A 17,060-nucleotide genomic window follows, 5' to 3' on the forward strand; every position below is an offset into this window, starting at 1 on the left:
CACAGCAGACAACAGACAACAGATAATAGATAACTGAACACATGACATTCCAAGAACAAATACTAGAAGGCATACCAGAAAACTTACCACAAGTAAAACCTTTTAATAAGAGTGTAAATCACGCACCCAAACGAAAAGAAATTTTAACGATTGAAGAAAAAAAATTAGCACTTAAAAATGCTCTTCGTTATTTTGATAAAAAACATCATGAAACATTACTTCCTGAATTTAAAAGTGAACTAGAAACTTACGGAAGAATTTACATGTATCGTTTTCATCCTGAATACGACATCTACGCAAGACCTATTGAAGACTATCCGGCTAAATCCAAGCAGGCTGCAGCCATCATGTTGATGATTCAGAACAATTTAGATCATGCTGTGGCTCAACATCCTCATGAACTCATTACTTATGGTGGTAACGGTGGCGTTTTTTCTAATTGGGCACAATACCGGTTAACCATGAAGTATTTAGCTGAAATGACCGACGAACAAACCTTAGTGATGTACTCCGGACATCCAATGGGCTTATTCCCTAGTCATAAAGAAGCACCACGAGTAGTGGTTACCAACGGGATGATGATTCCTAATTATTCCAAACCAGACGATTGGGAAAAATTTAATGCCCTTGGTATTACCCAATACGGACAAATGACGGCCGGAAGTTATATGTATATTGGTCCACAGGGCATAGTTCATGGAACAACCATTACCGTTTTAAACGGATTTAGAAAAATAAACAAAGACCCCAAAGGAAACCTATTTGTTACTTCTGGTTTAGGCGGCATGAGTGGCGCGCAACCAAAAGCAGGAAATATTGCTGGTTGTATTACCGTTTGCGCAGAAGTGAACCCAAAAATAACTCAAGTACGTTTGGATCAAGGTTGGATTGATGAAAAAATCACAGATTTAGATGCCTTAGTAGAAAGAGTCAAGAAAGCAAAAGCTAACAAAGAAACCATTTCTATAGCCTATTTAGGAAATGTGGTTAATGTTTGGGAAAAATTTGATGAGGCAAACATCACTATCGATCTGGGAAGCGATCAAACCTCGCTCCACAATCCGTGGGCTGGAGGTTATTACCCAGTAGACATTTCTTTTGATGATGCCAACAAAATGATGGCAACCAACCCAGAATTATTTAAAGAAAAAGTCCAGGAAACCTTACGTCGTCATGCCAAAGCCATAAACAAGCATACAGAAAAGGGCACCTATTTCTTTGATTATGGAAACGCATTCCTCCTAGAAGCCTCTCGTGCTGGAGCAGACGTGATGTCTAAAAATCCTACTATAGGTAAAGAATTTAAATACCCTAGTTATGTTCAAGATATTATGGGACCCATGTGTTTCGATTATGGATTTGGACCTTTCCGTTGGGTTTGTACCTCAGGAAAAGCAGAAGATTTAGCCAAAACAGATGCCATAGCTTGTCAGGTTTTAGAAGAAATGAAACTTAATTCTCCCAAAGAGATTCAGCAACAAATGGCAGATAATATCCAATGGATAAAAGGAGCTCAGGAAAATAAATTGGTAGTAGGGTCTCAAGCTAGAATTCTATATGCTGATGCCGAAGGCCGAATGAAAATAGCGCAAGCTTTTAACGATGCCATAGCAAAAGGAGAGATCGGTTTAGTGGTTTTAGGAAGAGACCATCATGATGTCTCAGGAACTGATTCGCCTTACAGAGAAACAAGTAACATCTACGATGGATCACGCTTTACAGCAGATATGGCTATCCATAATGTGATTGGAGATAGCTTTAGAGGAGCAACATGGGTAAGCATCCATAATGGTGGTGGTGTTGGTTGGGGTGAAGTTATAAACGGAGGCTTTGGTATGGTTCTTGATGGTAGTATAGATGCAGAAAGACGCTTAAAGTCTATGCTTTTCTGGGATGTCAATAACGGTATTTCTAGAAGAAGTTGGGCAAGAAATGAAGGCGCTGTTTTTGCCATTAAAAGAGCCATGGAAGCCGAGCCTAATCTAAAAGTAACACTTCCAAACTTAGTTGATGAAAAATTGCTAAACTCGTTTTAACCTAAAACTCACTTGTTATGAAAAAAGTATCATCACATCGAAAACACTTAAATTTTCTTAGTTTTTCGAACAAAAAATTATCTTTTATTTTATTAAGCGCATTTCTATTGGTTACGGTTATGTCTTGTACCTCTGTTAGAGTAGCAGCCGATTTTGACAAGGAGGCTAATTTTTCTGAATACAAAACCTTTGCTTTTTACAAACCAGGCATTGACAAAGCTGAAATAAACGATTTAGATAAAAGACGCATGCTTCGAGCTATAGAATCTGAATTAATAACTAAAGGCTTCACCAAATCTGAAACTCCTGATTTATTAGTGAGTATTTTTACTAAATCTAGAGAAAAAGTAAACATTCAACCATCTGGAATGTATCCGTACGGTTATGGTTGGGGCTGGAGTCCTTATTACTATGGAAACTATAATACAGTAACCACTTCTACCGAAGGTATTCTATATGTAGACTTGATAGATGCTAATAAAAAAGAACTTGTTTGGCAAGGTGTTGGAACGGGCTACTTAAGTAGTAGTTCCAAAAAGAAAGAGGAACGTATTAAGGAATTTGTAGCCTCGATTATGGAGAAATATCCTCCTGGAGCTGAAAATAATTAACAAAAAAGACTCAATTAAATTGAGTCTTTTTTTATATTTATATAATTAACTTATTTTTTATCTTTTACTAAAGATTTCTGATAAGTTTCATATTGCTCTGGAGTAAGTATCTTTCTATAATATGCCTGAACCGTTTCATTTACAGTTTTTGTTCCATCTTTTCTTAAAGAATCTGTAATATCCTTTTTGTTTAAAGCACCCATATTTTGTTCAGCTTCAACTAGCATATGAAATATAGCAGATTGTTGCTCTCCTGTTAACTGTACAAGTTCATGCAACTCATATGTTTTTTGTTTGGCAATTTCTTCAGGACTCTGTTGTCTTGCTGCATCTTGAGCAGAAGAAGATTGTATCCCAATAAAGAATATAGCGATAAAGCTAAATAAAGAAAGGTATTTTTTCATGATAGTTTTTATTAATATTGATTTTAAAAAAATAAATATACAAAAATTATCAATATAGGAGTGCTTCTATGAAATTCTATTATTGAAAATAAATTATTTCTTTAAGTTCAAAACATTTGTAATAAAGGTTCTCATATGAATTCTTAAAAAAATAAAAACTAAATCTAAAAAAAACTTTAATAATCAGATTATTAGATTACCTTTGTCGCTTAATTAAATAAATTATTATTATTATGAGTACTGGTACAGTAAAATTTTTTAATGACTCTAAAGGTTTTGGATTCATAACAGAAGAAGGAAACAACAAAGAGCATTTTGTACACATTTCTGGCTTAATTGACGAAGTAAGAGAAGGTGACCAAGTTGAATTTGATTTAACTGAAGGAAAAAAAGGATTAAACGCGATTAACGTAAAAGTTATCTAATTATATACTTTTAAAGCTTTAAAAAAGAGCCTATCATTACGATAGGCTCTTTTTCTTTTTAAGATTATTCCAATAATCGATTTAAAACATTAATTTTTTAAGAATCGTCATTGTCTTCTTTGACTTTTATTTTTGTATCGCCGTCGTCGCCTTCCTTAATTTTCACCTTTTTATCTTCGGTTTCCATTTTAATTTTAGTGTCTGAAGCTCGATCTTTTACTTCGATATCTGCATCTTTAGCCTGCATCTCTTCTATCAACTCTTCTTTTTGAGTTTTATTTTCTTCCCTACATGATGTCAACGACATGGACATAAATAAAGCCATGAACGACATAAAAATTACTTTTTTCATAATATTAAATTTTAGTGTTTATAATTTTGAATAAAATTACTCAACATTTAGACTATAATTTAACTCAAATCAATAATTTAATAACTCATTTATCTTAGTCATAACTTTCTCTGTAGATGGAATCATGGTCTGCTCCAAAGTTGTATTTAATGGAATCGCTGGCATATTTTCACTTCCAATAGTCATTACAGGTGCATCTAAAAACTTAAAACAGTCTTCTTGAATTTTTCCTGCTAAGGCTCGTGCAAAACTATTATTACTAGGTTCTTCGGTAACCACCAGACATTTCCCGGTTTTTTTAACCGATTTCATTACGGTTTCTTCATCTAATGGATATAAAGTTCTCAAATCGATAACTTCAATTTGATTCTTCATTCCAAGCTCTTCCGAAGCATTCATGGCCCAGTGCACTCCCATGCCATAAGAAACAATAGTGATGGTTTCTACATTTTCTTGTTTCCATATCTCTTGTAGAACCCAAGCTTTTCCAAATGGTAATACATAATCTTCTGCAGGCTCAATAGAGGTTGCGCCTTGAGTTCCCGGCACCTTAGACCAATACAACCCTTTGTGTTCTAAAATCACAACGGGATTTGGATCGTAATAGGCAGCTTTCATCAAACCTTTTAAATCGGCTCCATTACTTGGATAGGCTATTTTAATGCCACGAATATTAGTAATAACGCTTTCTACAGAAGAGGAATGATAAGGTCCTCCACTGCCATAAGCGCCAATGGGCACACGAAGAATCATACTTACAGGCCATTTTCCGTTACTTAAATAACAGCTTCTACTAACTTCTGTAAATAACTGGTTTAACCCAGGCCAAATATAATCTGCAAATTGAACCTCAACAATAGGCTTTAAACCAACAGCACTCATTCCAACGGTTGAGCCTACAATAAACGCTTCTTGAATTGGGGTATTAAAAACTCTGTCGTCTCCAAATTTTTGAGCTAAAGTGGCAGCCTCTCTAAAAACACCTCCTAATCTGCCTCCAACATCTTGTCCGTACAGCAAACATTCTTTGTGTTTTCTCATAAGCTCTTCCACAGCAAATAAGGCACAATCTACCATCACCACTTTTTCTGCTCCTTTTGGAGATCGCTCTCCCTTTTCTTCTGTAATTGGGGTTGGAGCAAAATCGTTGGTAAATAAGTCTTCGGGCTTTGGATCTTCAGCTTTTAAAGCTTTCTCGTAATCCGTTTGAACGGTTGTTTTTGCTGAATTCTCTATAGCTTCAATCTCTTTAGACGTAAAACCGTTGTCCAATAACTGTTGTTTGATTACTGGATATGGATCCCGAGAGCGTGCTTCTTCTAAATCGTCTCGATACCATTCCATTCTTACCCCAGAAGTATGATGATTTAATAAAGGCACTTTAGCATGAACTAAAAACGGACGATTTTCTTTTCTGATGGTTGCAATTACTTTCTGAATAGCTTGATAACTCTCTGTAAAATTAGCACCATCTATAGTTATAGCTTCCAAACCTTTAAATCCTTTTGCATATTCGAAGGCATTTTGAGCTCTTGTTTCTGCAGCGTTGGCTGAAATATCCCAACCATTATCCTGTACCAAATATAAAATAGGCATTTGTTTTAAAACTGCCATTTGGAAAGCTTCAGAAACTTCCCCCTCGGTTACAGAGGCATCGCCTAATGAGCAAACAGAAATTGGATTTAGTTGAGATTCTTCGCTATTGCTCTGAATGACATAAGGATTATTTAAACCCTGTTCTTCTAAGTATTTTAAACCCATAGCAACTCCGGTAGCGGGAATGGCTTGCATACCTGTGGCTGAAGATTGATGTGGAATTTTAGGTTTATCAGCATCTTTTAAACTAGGATGGGAATAATAAGTTTTTCCTCCAGAAAAGGGATCGTCTTTTTTAGCTAATAATTGCAGCATGAGATCGTAAGGGGTTACACCAAATGACAATAACATAGCGTCGTCTCTATAATACGGAAAAGCATAATCTTGAGGTAATAATTGCATTCCTAAGGCTATTTGTATGGCTTCATGCCCTCTAGAAGTGGCATGTACATATTTAGACACTTGCTTAAAATTAGCTTCGTATAATTCTGCCATAGCTTTGGCCGTACAAAGAGTTGAAAATCCTTTTTCTAGTATGTCTTTACTTATCTTATTTTCCACGAATTCTCTAATTAACTATTAATATTTATTTTTTGCGTTAGGGATTGAACGGTCTGTTTGAGCTCTTTTTTGTATTTCTGTTTAAACAGAAAACACAAAAAAAGCGAGTAGTGAAAGCCCGACCATTTGTTGCCATAAAGCAACAAATGGTAACGCCCAAATTCTTTTAAACCATAGCGTTCTCTACCTTAACCATCCAATTAAACTTGTCTTTAACCTTTCCTGTTTTAATACCGTTAAGCGTGTTATTGACATCCAGGCCAACCGGACTTTCGTTAGAGACATGAATAACATCTCCATTTAATCCAATGTCTTGAATATAAGCAATTCCAACGGCTGTACCAGTACCAAAAGCTTCTTCTAAAGTACCATTTTTAGAAGCTTCTTTAACTTCGTCTATACTTATGGCGCGTTCGATAACCTCGAAACCTTTGGCTTTTAATAACTCCATAACACTAATACGGGTAATCCCGTCTAAAATGGCACCATCTCTACCAGGAGTAATAATTTTCCCATCAATTTTGAAGAAAATATTCATGGTACCAACTTCCTGAATGTACTTATGTTCTACAGCGTCTAACCACAATACCTGGTCGTAACCATTGGCTTTGGCTAATTCTGTTGGACGAATGGCTGCAGCATAATTTCCGGCTGCTTTGGCTTCTCCTGTACCTCCAGCTACAGCTCTAATATATTTTTTCTCAGCCCATAACTTGATTCTTTTACTAAAGAAAGGCCCAGCTGGTGAAGCAATAATGATAAATTTATAATGCGTGGCTGCACGCATTCCAATAAAGGGCTCGTCTGCGTACATAAAAGGTCTTAAATACAAAGCACTTCCGTCTTGAGGTGGAATCCAGTTTTTTTCTAAAGCTACTAATTGCTTTAAACCTTCTACAAAAAGATCTTCAGGAAAGTCTGGCATTCCCATTCTGTCTGCACTAAAATTCAAGCGTTCTGCATTTTTATTGGGTCTAAATAACATAGGGTTCCCATGGGCATCAACGGTAGCTTTCATACCTTCAAAAATAGCTTGTCCGTAATGTAAGGCCATGGCTGCTGGATGGGTTGCAATAGATTTTAAAGGTTCTATTCTAGGATTTACCCATTGACCGTTTTCATAATCGCAGATAAACATGTGATCTGTAAAAGTGGTTCCCAAAGGAATGTTGTTGAAGTCTAAAGCATCAACCCTAGATCTTTCTACTTTGTTTATTGAAATATTGTGTTTCATAATTATATTAGTTTGTCATTGTATAGAATCCCGATAACTATCGAGAAACGTAGCAACCTTTTAATGAGAGATTCTTCGCTATCGCTCAGAATGACATTTATATTTTTCTATTGATATCAAATTGTTCAAAATAATCTGCTACACGGCGCACAAAACTTCCACCTAAAAATCCGTCAACCACTCTATGATCGAAAGATAAAGATAAATACATCATACTTCTGATTGCGATTTCATCACCTTTTTCAGTTTCGATGACCTCAGCTCGTTTTTTAATGATTCCCAGAGCTAAGATAGCGACTTCTGGTTGATTGATGATGGGTGTTCCCATAACAGATCCAAAAGTTCCAACATTGGAAATAGTAAACGTGCTTCCCTTAATATCGTCTGCTGTTAATTTATTTTCTCGCGCCTTATTTGCTAACTCATTGACATTTTCAGCTAAGGCTTTTAAATCTTTTGTATCGGCATTTTTCACAACCGGAACAATTAAATTTCCACTTGGTAAGGCGGTTGCCATTCCAATATTAATAGCTTCTTTTACAATAATATGACTCCCATCTACAGAAGCATTGATATTTGGGAAATCTTTAACTGCTTTCGCTACTGCTTCCACAAATAAAGGTGTAAAAGTCAGGCGTTCGCCGTATTTTTCTTGAAAGGCTTTTTTGTTGGCATCTCTCCAGTTAACCATATTGGTTAAATCGGCTTCCACATAAGCGGTAACATGTGGCGAAGTGTGTTTAGAATACACCATATGATCTGCAATCATTTGTCGCATACGGTCCATTTCTATAATTTTTCCTTTGCCTTTATCGAAAGTTAATTGTGGTATTCTATAGGCTGTTGGATCTTGAGTAACAGCTTGTGCAAACTTATATGGTCGTCCGCCTTCTATATAATTAAACACATCGCTTTTACGAAGTCGGCCTTCATGACCTGTAGCTGGAATTCTGGCAAGTTCTTCGAAACTGATATGCTGTTCTTTGGCTATTTTTATAACCAAAGGTGAAAAGAATTGGTTTGAATTTGAAACGGAGAAAGAATTGGTTTGGGATTCCTCGATTTTCCTTGGAATGACAGTTGCCTTATTTGTTATATTTTTTTTCTTCTCCTGAGTATTCGATTTCAAATTTGATTTCGACTTCGATTTCTTCTCATCTGAGACCTCAAGAATAGCCATTACTTCGCCAACGGGAACTACATCTTGAGCTTGAAATAAAATTTTTATCAAAGTTCCTGAAACTGGAGCAGGCACTTCGTTATCCACTTTATCTGTTCCAACCTCTAAAATAACATCGCCTTCTTCAAAGCTATCGCCTTCCGATAGTAGCCAGCTAATGATGGTTCCTTCCGTAATTGACTCACCCATTTTGGGCATCTTCAATTCCCACGAACGTGGGAATCTCTTTTTATCTTCCATGTCTTAATCTATTAAAATCTATATTCCAATTCATACTTAAATCCATCCAACTTGGATTCATACTTTCAATCAATTCTATTTTCCAAGAACGATTCCATTTTTTTAACCTTTTCTCTCTAATTATAGCTTCATTATCTTTTTCAAACTCTTCAAAATATACTAGTTTGTCGCAATTATATTTTGCAGTAAAAGAATTTGGATAGACTTTTAGTTTGTGCTCTTTTACTCGTTCTTCAATATTATCAGTAATACCTATATAAACTGTGCCCTTAAACTTATTTGCCATTATATAGATATACCATTTACACATGCTTACTAATATTGAGATTCCTGCCTGCGCAGGAAGTTGGTTCCTTCTGTGATGCTTTCGCCCATTCTGGGCATCTTCAATTCCCACGAACGTGGGAATTTCTCTTTATCTTCCATATCTTAATCTATTAAAATCTATATTCCAATTCAAACTTAAATCCATCCAACTTGGATTCATACTTTCAATCAATTCTATTTTCCAAGCACGATTCCATTTTATGTGTCTTTAACTTAAGTTTTGACATTGTTATTATATTTTGTCATTGTGAGAACCAAGGGCTTGATAATCTTAAAAAAAAAGATTCTTCACTTCGTTCTGAATGACATTTTTATTTTTTCATAAAATCCCTCAACGTATCGTAAACTCCTTCCTGCATTTTCATGTTTTCCGGAATCTCTCTCAATGGCTCTACTTCTTTTAAACTCTCGTGACAATCATCTGGTAATTGCTGGTATAACTGGGTACCTTTTGTTTTCCATGCCATCATCTCATCGCTTACTTGCCTAATCACTTTTGCTGGATTCCCAACAACCAAACTACGCTTTGGAATAATGGTTTCTGCTTTTACAAATGCCATGGCTCCAACAATACTTTCGTCTCCAATTTCGGCATCGTCCATAATTACCGAGTTCATTCCAATTAAGCAATTCCGACCTAAATTAGCTCCATGAATTATGGCTCCATGCCCCACATGAGCACTTTCCTTAAGCGTAATTGATTTTCCAGGGAACATATGAACGGTACAGTTTTCCTGAACATTCACCCCATCTTCTAAAATAATTTGTCCCCAATCTCCTCGAATGGCAGCTCCCGGACCAATATAACAGTTTTTGCCAATAATAACGTTTCCAGTAACGGCTGCAAGAGGATGCACGAAACTGGATTCGTGTACTACTGGTGTGTAATCTTTGAATGCGTAAATCATGTGTGAGTTGTTAGTTTTGAGCTGTGAGCTTGATTAATATTTAGTTTTTAGTTGGTAGTTTTTAGTTGTTAGTATTACGTCGGTTTATTTTTCAAATGTTTCATTAAAGACGATAGCATTTTATTTATTTCCACAAGTAAGGAGCGGTTATTTTCGCTCTGTTCAAAACTTATATAGTTCCTCAAATAAGCTTTTGTTGTAGCGGCTACACATTCTCTAGAACTATCTCTTGCAATTCTCAAGTAATTTAAAAAACTTGCGTCTGAACTACCAGAGCCTTCAGCAGTATTAAATGCTATGGAATCTGCTGCTCGTGCAAACTGAGCCGACAATCTATAGTTTTCAATTTTAGGAAAATCATTTAACTGTTGATGCACCAACTCCACAAACTCTATGGCTTTTTGATATACTTTTAAATCTTCGAAATTAAAATGATATATACTTTTCATCTGAAATCTAACTTCTTTCTACCCGGTACATTCTACCCTCCAACTACTCAAACTTTTTCAATTTTTCTTTTGTAAAATCAGACAACACTAGTCTTCCACTGGTTTCAGCTCGTTCTGCTAATAATTCATCCCAATGATCTGTTCCATTCCAAAACACCTTTTTCATTTCTAACATGGCTTCCGGATTATATGTACATAAATGCTCAGCTGTATTTTTAACTGCTTCGTCTAAGGCTTCTGTCGTATCGAAAACATGTGTGTATAATCCTTTTTCTTTAGCCCATTCTGGGGCATAAAACGAATTGGCATCTATAGCAATTTGACTCATAGCACTTAATCCCATTTTACGTTCAATTGCTGGGCCAACCACGAATGGTCCGATACCTATATTTAATTCACTTAACTTAATAGCAGCAAATTTTGTTGCCATACAATAATCGGTTGATGCTGCTAGACCTACGCCTCCACCAACTGTTTTTCCTTGAATGCGTCCCACAATAAATTTCGGACATTTTCGCATGGCATTAATCACATTTGCAAAGCCAGAAAAGAATACTTTTCCGGTTGCCGCATCATTGATATTGATTAATTCATTGAAGCTTGCTCCAGCGCAAAAGGTTCGGTCTCCTCCACTTTTTAATACTATGACTTTAATATCATTATTCTCTCCTGCTTCCGTTATAGTTTTAGCTAGTTTAGCTAACAAATCTCCAGGTAAGGAATTGTGTGCGGGATGGAAGAATTCTATGTAGCCTACTTCGTTTTCTATTTCTACGTTTACGTATGGTTTAGACATCTTAAATTATTATAAATTGTGAATATTCAAAGTTACAATAAAACTTAAACTTCACATTATTACTTTTTGTTAATAAGATTTTTATAAGCGCCTTTAAAAGCATAGATATTTAACCTATTGATTCAAAATATACGACATTCATCGTATTTTATTCTATTCAAGATATGTATAAGTTTGAAACTGTTAAGCATACTGAATTATGTGACAGCATTAAATTAATACATTCGAATGAAAAATTTATATTTATTTTTATTATCCATTTCGTGTTTTCTTGGCTATTCTCAAGATTACATTCTCAATGAAAACTTTAAAGAAGCTAGAGATATAAAGTTTAGATTAGCATTTGAACCCGATTGGAATCGTGATTTCTTTATTGAAACTAACGTTAGGCCTACAATTACAAAAACACCAAATAAAGAGCTAGCACAATTATTATTTGGCTTTGATGAGGATTCAGATAGTTATTATGGCTTAGCAATTCAATATTCTTCTAATCTAAATATATATGCAGATTATTATGCGGTAAGTAGTATTAACAATTCCACATTTATTGAAAATAATAATGAATGGCAACCGACTTCTATAGTAAATCATTCTGCATATAATAGACTACAAATTTATAAAATTGATGATGAACTATATTTTTCTATAAACGATCAGGTTGTAGCTCATATTTCCGAAATCAAAGCAAAAGGAAAGGAACTGCGCTTAAGGACTGGAGAATCAGGAATTTCTTGTGAGTATATCCATGCCTACTATTTAAATGATATAAATAAACAGGATTTTAAAAGTAAACTAACAACGCAGCTTGCGCAATACAAAACATCTAAAATCCATCATAAAATTGCAAACGATTACCCTAAGGTAGAAGCGTTAAAGCCACCTGCAAAACTCCCTAAATCATCGGATGAAATTAGCACCTATCTTCCAGAATATGACGCCATTGTAGTTAGCAATCTTAATTATTACGACCTTAAAACATTTAATTTACTCTCTAATGAAGATTTACAACTGCGTCTTAAAAAAACTGTGATTAGAAATAATCTTAGTAGAAATGCTGAAATTTTAATGCCCAATAAACCAATGCAAATACTAGAAGGTTATAAATATATAGATTGGCTTAACGATAAAGAGATTTTGGTTTGCAATAATAAAAATTATCGTGTTTATACGTATAATTTAGACACAAAAACCTATAAAAAACTTTTTAAAGGTACTTATGGGCAAAAAAATTTCCTTTCAAACAATAAACGTTATTTATCCATGGGCTGGCATGTTTATGATATGTTAACAGGAAAGGAAATTAAATTTCCAAACAATTTCAATAGAAGAGGTAAAATACTAAGTTGTTTTGATGAGTATATTATTCTTCAAGAAGATCTATTTGCGACCTATAAAATTAATATAAAAACAGGCAAAAAAGAGTTTTTAAGGGAGGAAGGAACTTACCAAGGCCAATATTTTATAGAGACTAATGGTCGTGAGCTAAATATTACAGACCTTATTACAGGTAAAAAGGTGGTTTCTAATCTTCAACTACTAACAGGAACAGGTAAGAGGTATACATTCACGTATTTTCCAGAACGGAATGAGGTATTTGTTAGTGGCTATGTAGACATATCACCACAGTTTTATTTTTCATACAATGATGCGGTAAAAAACACTTCGGCTTATATTGTGAATACAAAAACGAATGAAATCACACCATTTTTACTTTATAAAACTTCTACAGAAATGAAGAAAAATGAAGAAGCTTTACAAGCAACGCGAGCCAAAGGAAAACAAGAGGTAAAGCAGTTTTTAAGTCAGTTTAAAACATTTGGGAATAGTTACACACTTAATTATAACAACTATGATTATGTCAATATTTCAAGCGACCCATTAATGAATAAAAACGGAATTGGTGGTATTACACATGCCATTGGTAAATTTTGTACTTATGATGGTGGTGCTGTTTTAGCATTGGGCATTTCAAACAATCAATATACAGTAGAGTTAATTACAGTAACCTACAGTGTGCGTGGCGTTCATGTAAGGAGAAAAATATTAGGAACTACACAGGTTGTTAATGGTAATACAACACAAATAGCCCATGTATATATTAATAGAGATAGTATGGATGACACCAAATACACACTTGTTGTTGATGATGGTAGAAGATCAGAAACAAAACTAATAAGCAACTGTAACTTATATTAAGATTAATCTTATCAAACAAAAATATAAACTATAAAATATAATAATTATGAAAAACGTATTAAAATTAGTCATGCTATTATTTTGCGGCTCTGTAGTCGCACAAATAAGTTATGCCAATCAAATAGGTAAAAAAGAAGTAAAAAAAGAGTTAGTTTCTTTTCATGAAAACACGGACGCTAATGGAAATGTAACTTATGGATTTTTAATGGATGGCTTGGCTGTTGGTGGGCAAATGTTAGTTACAACCGATGGCAAAAGTATCTATCAAACTTTTAATAAGAATCATGAATTAGATGGCACAAAAATAATTATGGACCGAAACTCAGGTAGTATTGAATTATATACCTACCGAAAAAACGAGAAAAATGGTCCTGCATTTAAAATTGCGGGAGGAGAAATTGCATGGGAAAAGCAATTTAAAAATGATAAAGCTACTGGAAAAGATTATAAAGTAAATCATAGTTTTGATTACTATGCTGATAAAAACTCTGAAAGTTTTGACGGTTTTACAATTGAAAAATACAACGGTTCTTACGCCTTAGGCTATTTTGCTTACGGCAGAAGAGCATATCCAATTATTCATATTTGGGATGAAGGTAGTTCATTTTATGGTCAGTGCATACAAGGTTTGCGCAAAGAATTTGGTGTGTATTTTTATGATGATGGTAGCAAGTATATTGGTGCTTGGCATAATAATTATAAAGAAGGTTTAGGGTTTATGATGGATAAAGATGGAAAAGTGACCGAAAAAGGATATTATAAAAAAGGCAGTTTAGACATCGCAATATAAAACCTGTTCAAAAAAAATCAAATAAGTAAAATATTGATTATGAAAAATAAAATCTTAACGCTCTTATGTTTGGTATTTGCTGCAACAAACGTAGCGATTGCTCAAAATACATTTAATGATTATTATAATCATTATATAGAAGGTTATGACACTAAAGATCTAGCAAAGATGAAAAAAGGAAGTGAAGATTTAATGACACACTTCTCAGATGAGTTTGCAGGCTTTTATTTACATGCTTACTATCAAATTTTAAACAATGATTTAAATGCTGCCCAATCTGCTAACCAACAAGCTATCAATATTCAGCCTTTGTTAGAGTATGCTTATTATACTCAAGCATATATAGACTTTTTAAAGGGGAATACCGATTCGGCCTTTCAGAACTTAGAGTGGGCAGCACAGTTGAGCACTTTTCCAACTTCAGATGATATTGTAAATGACATGAGTTTGATAGAACAAATTAGTGGAAAAGATTTAACAACATTAAAAACTAAATGGACCAGCTTTTATGAAAACAAAAAAATTGATAATCAAAAAGCATTAGCATTAGGACAATGTGTTAATGGAGTTTTTACTCAAGGCAAAACCTGCGATAACCTAGACCAACTTTTTGCACACTATATAAATTTACCTAATTCCAATCCAGTTTTTCAAACTATACTACCAAGTTTAAAAGCGGTTAGTTTATATTATAAAGGTAATTCTAAGGCGAGTGTAGAGCAGTTTGAAAAATTTAAGAAGTTGAGTGAAAACAATACTAAATTATATTGGCGAAGAAGCCACGCACTTCATTTTTTATCTGTTATAAAAAATAATTCCTTTAATAGTCGTGGTGCACTTTTAGATATCAACGAAGCTTTAAACGCATACAAAAACCTAGATTATCCTTCTATTCATCAAGCCTCTATGACCTTTCATAAAATTAATGTACTCAATGCCTTAGAGGCACAAGATGAAGAAATAATTCAAACAGCCTATCAACTTGAAGGTATTGCAAATCAAATTAACAACGATTATTTTAAAGCAAAAGCATACGGAACTATTGGGACTCGCAATTTTTTTAGTTTAGACCCTGAAGAAAAAGCCAAAGCACATAGTTATGTTATGAAAGCTTATACTATTGCAAATCAATTAAACGATCAAGCACTCATCCAATCTACCAAAAACAACTATGCAATTATTAAAGCCGAACAAGGCTTTTATACGGAAGCTAGTGAACTTATAGAAGAAGTAGCACAAGATTATTTATCTAAGAAAGAATATCAAAAAGCACAACATGCCTATAATAATTTGGGTGCAATTTTTTATAAGAAAGAAGATTATATTAATAGCAATAAACAATTCGAAAAAAGCATTGCTCTAATTGAAAACGTTAAAGAGTCATTAAATGCTAAACAGAAACTAGAATATATGAACCGTGTTTCTGATACTTATGAATTTCTAATTATGGGACTTAAACAAACCAATGAAATTGGAAAGCTATTTAAAATTCAAGAAGAGAACAGAGGTAATTACTTACGAGACTTATTAGATAAAAGCATTCCAACTGCAAGCCTTAATGATGCTCAAAACATGTTGAAAGACGATGAGCTTTTATTAACCTATTCCATTGGTAAACCAGGCGAAATAATCATTTCTGCAATTACTAAAAACAATGCAGAAATACGCTATAATTATCCGTTAGACGATTTAATTAAACTAAAAAAGACCTATACAGATCGTATAAAAAAAGTACCACCTTCTCTTAACAAATACATGCAAGACTACAATGTAGACTATGTTAATGGTAAGTTGGTACGTCTTGGTAATAAAGAAAAGAATTTTAGCAAGGACGATTTTATAACTTTGGTAGAGTGGTCTAGAGATGTGTTAGACAATTCAGACAAACCAGATTATCAAAACGTTTTAAACGATTTTATGCATTTTTGGTACAACCTAACATTGCTACCAGTTCAAGACCTTACTAGTCAATACAAAAATGTGATAATAAGCGCTGCCTCAGAACTCAACTATTTACCTTTTGAAGCGTTTATTAATCCGAAAAACAACTATTTTATAACCACAAATAATGTGCGTTATATACCAAATGTAAGTGTATGGAAATATATTTCTAATCGAAATTACGCGGCAGACCGAAAATCGGTAATTGCTTTTGGTGGTGCCCAATACCAACCTTCTGGTAATGTAACGGCAACCGTAAGAAATATGGAAGATTTTTACAAAATATCTGATGCGGTATCTAAAAAAATAGATCAAGGTATTTATAACTTTAAACCAGAATTAGAAGCCATTGGCTTTGGTGGTGCTAATTATTTAGGCGGAACACTAGAAGAGGTACAATATATTGGGACACTGGCTAATGATGCAAAAATAGTTACTGGAATGGATATGACAGAAAGTGATTTTAAAAACCGGAATTCAAGTGGCGAATTAGCAGAATACAAAAATCTAATTATTTCTACACACGGATTTACTGGTGATGTTATTCCTGAATTTAGTGGATTAATGTTTTCTCAACCAGACAATGGAGATGGCAATGAAGATACTTTTTTATTAGCGCCAGAAATTGCTAAGCTTAACTTAAATGCAGATTTAGTTATTATGAGTGCTTGCGACACGGGAGTTGGAAAACTCTATGAAGGTGAAGGTATAAATGGGTTAAACACCTCATTTTTAGTAGCTGGATCTAACAGCACTCTTCTTTCACTTTGGCCTGTAGACGATTCTGGAACAGCTTTAACTATGCAGTTGCTGTTTACAAACATCATCCAAAATAATTTGGAAGCAAATATGGTTTTAAATGAAATTAAAAGAGCCTTTATTAAAGGGGAATTTGGCGAACGTGGAAAGTCACCTAAATTGTGGGCTCCATTTATTTATAATGGTAGATAAATAATACACAGAATCCAGGTCTATTCAACCTGTTATTTTTGATAACTTTATGAAACAAAA

The 17,060-nt window shown here is 34.2% G+C and carries 15 protein-coding genes; 6 read left to right on the forward strand and 9 right to left on the reverse strand.

The features are described 5' to 3' along the window. Positions 1–41 precede the first annotated feature (41 nt). Both hutU and OS191_RS14430 read left to right on the forward strand, forming a co-directional pair. A complete protein-coding gene (gene hutU / locus OS191_RS14425) occupies positions 42–2,036 on the forward strand; it encodes a urocanate hydratase (protein ID WP_267156418.1) in 1,995 nt (664 codons plus the stop codon). A gap of 17 nt (positions 2,037–2,053) precedes the next feature. Continuing rightward, positions 2,054–2,647 (forward strand): DUF4136 domain-containing protein, encoded by a 594-nt coding sequence (locus tag OS191_RS14430; protein WP_416236427.1) that lies wholly within the window; start codon positions 2,054–2,056, stop codon positions 2,645–2,647. 50 nt (positions 2,648–2,697) lie between these two features. Here OS191_RS14430 and OS191_RS14435 read toward each other — a convergent pair whose 3' ends face one another. Continuing rightward, positions 2,698–3,051: a hypothetical protein gene (locus OS191_RS14435; protein ID WP_267156419.1), complete on the reverse strand. Its 354-nt coding sequence runs from the start codon at positions 3,049–3,051 to the stop codon at positions 2,698–2,700. A gap of 233 nt (positions 3,052–3,284) precedes the next feature. Between OS191_RS14435 and OS191_RS14440 the strand changes: the two genes are divergently transcribed. Further along, positions 3,285–3,476, forward strand: a complete 192-nt coding sequence (locus OS191_RS14440; RefSeq protein WP_007646460.1) for a cold-shock protein — start codon at positions 3,285–3,287, stop codon at positions 3,474–3,476. Between the two features lie 97 nt (positions 3,477–3,573). On the opposite strand, the gene OS191_RS14445 is transcribed toward OS191_RS14440, so the two are convergent. From OS191_RS14445 to OS191_RS14480, 8 genes are all read right to left on the reverse strand, one after another. Then, a complete protein-coding gene (locus OS191_RS14445; protein ID WP_267156420.1) occupies positions 3,574–3,828 on the reverse strand; it encodes a hypothetical protein in 255 nt (84 codons plus the stop codon). A gap of 69 nt (positions 3,829–3,897) precedes the next feature. Then, the gene (locus OS191_RS14450) at positions 3,898–5,919 is read right to left on the reverse strand and encodes an alpha-ketoacid dehydrogenase subunit alpha/beta (RefSeq protein ID WP_267156459.1); all 2,022 of its coding nucleotides are present in this window, start codon (positions 5,917–5,919) and stop codon (positions 3,898–3,900) included. A 232-nt stretch (positions 5,920–6,151) separates the two neighbouring features. Continuing rightward, a complete protein-coding gene (locus tag OS191_RS14455; RefSeq protein WP_267149136.1) occupies positions 6,152–7,219 on the reverse strand; it encodes a branched-chain amino acid aminotransferase in 1,068 nt (355 codons plus the stop codon). A 97-nt stretch (positions 7,220–7,316) separates the two neighbouring features. Then, the gene (locus OS191_RS14460; RefSeq protein WP_267156421.1) at positions 7,317–8,639 is read right to left on the reverse strand and encodes a dihydrolipoamide acetyltransferase family protein; all 1,323 of its coding nucleotides are present in this window, start codon (positions 8,637–8,639) and stop codon (positions 7,317–7,319) included. Then, positions 8,629–8,949 carry a GIY-YIG nuclease family protein gene (locus OS191_RS14465; protein ID WP_267156460.1) on the reverse strand — a complete coding sequence of 107 codons (321 nt, stop codon included), beginning with the start codon at positions 8,947–8,949 and terminating at the stop codon, positions 8,629–8,631. Before OS191_RS14465 ends, OS191_RS14460 begins: the two co-directional genes overlap by 11 nt. A 328-nt stretch (positions 8,950–9,277) precedes the next feature. Beyond that, on the reverse strand, positions 9,278–9,874 hold the full coding sequence (locus OS191_RS14470) for an acyltransferase (protein WP_267156422.1): 597 nt from the start codon (positions 9,872–9,874) through the stop codon (positions 9,278–9,280). Positions 9,875–9,948: 74 nt separating this feature from the next. Next, positions 9,949–10,323 (reverse strand): four helix bundle protein, encoded by a 375-nt coding sequence (locus OS191_RS14475; RefSeq protein ID WP_267149139.1) that lies wholly within the window; start codon positions 10,321–10,323, stop codon positions 9,949–9,951. Positions 10,324–10,366: 43 nt separating this feature from the next. Next, positions 10,367–11,119: an enoyl-CoA hydratase/isomerase family protein gene (locus tag OS191_RS14480; protein ID WP_267149140.1), complete on the reverse strand. Its 753-nt coding sequence runs from the start codon at positions 11,117–11,119 to the stop codon at positions 10,367–10,369. 228 nt (positions 11,120–11,347) lie between these two features. Between OS191_RS14480 and OS191_RS14485 the strand changes: the two genes are divergently transcribed. Genes OS191_RS14485 through OS191_RS14495 form a run of 3 tightly spaced genes read left to right on the forward strand, consistent with a single transcriptional unit; the run spans position 11,348 to position 17,000 of the window. Then, positions 11,348–13,318 carry a hypothetical protein gene (locus OS191_RS14485; RefSeq protein ID WP_267156423.1) on the forward strand — a complete coding sequence of 657 codons (1,971 nt, stop codon included), beginning with the start codon at positions 11,348–11,350 and terminating at the stop codon, positions 13,316–13,318. A 46-nt stretch (positions 13,319–13,364) separates the two neighbouring features. Beyond that, the gene (locus OS191_RS14490; protein ID WP_267156424.1) at positions 13,365–14,108 is read left to right on the forward strand and encodes an MORN repeat-containing protein; all 744 of its coding nucleotides are present in this window, start codon (positions 13,365–13,367) and stop codon (positions 14,106–14,108) included. A 39-nt stretch (positions 14,109–14,147) separates the two neighbouring features. After that, the gene (locus tag OS191_RS14495; protein ID WP_267156425.1) at positions 14,148–17,000 is read left to right on the forward strand and encodes a CHAT domain-containing protein; all 2,853 of its coding nucleotides are present in this window, start codon (positions 14,148–14,150) and stop codon (positions 16,998–17,000) included. Positions 17,001–17,060: the final 60 nt, after the last annotated feature.

This window comes from Xanthomarina sp. F2636L, from assembly GCF_026410195.1.
GTDB lineage: Bacteria > Bacteroidota > Bacteroidia > Flavobacteriales > Flavobacteriaceae > Xanthomarina.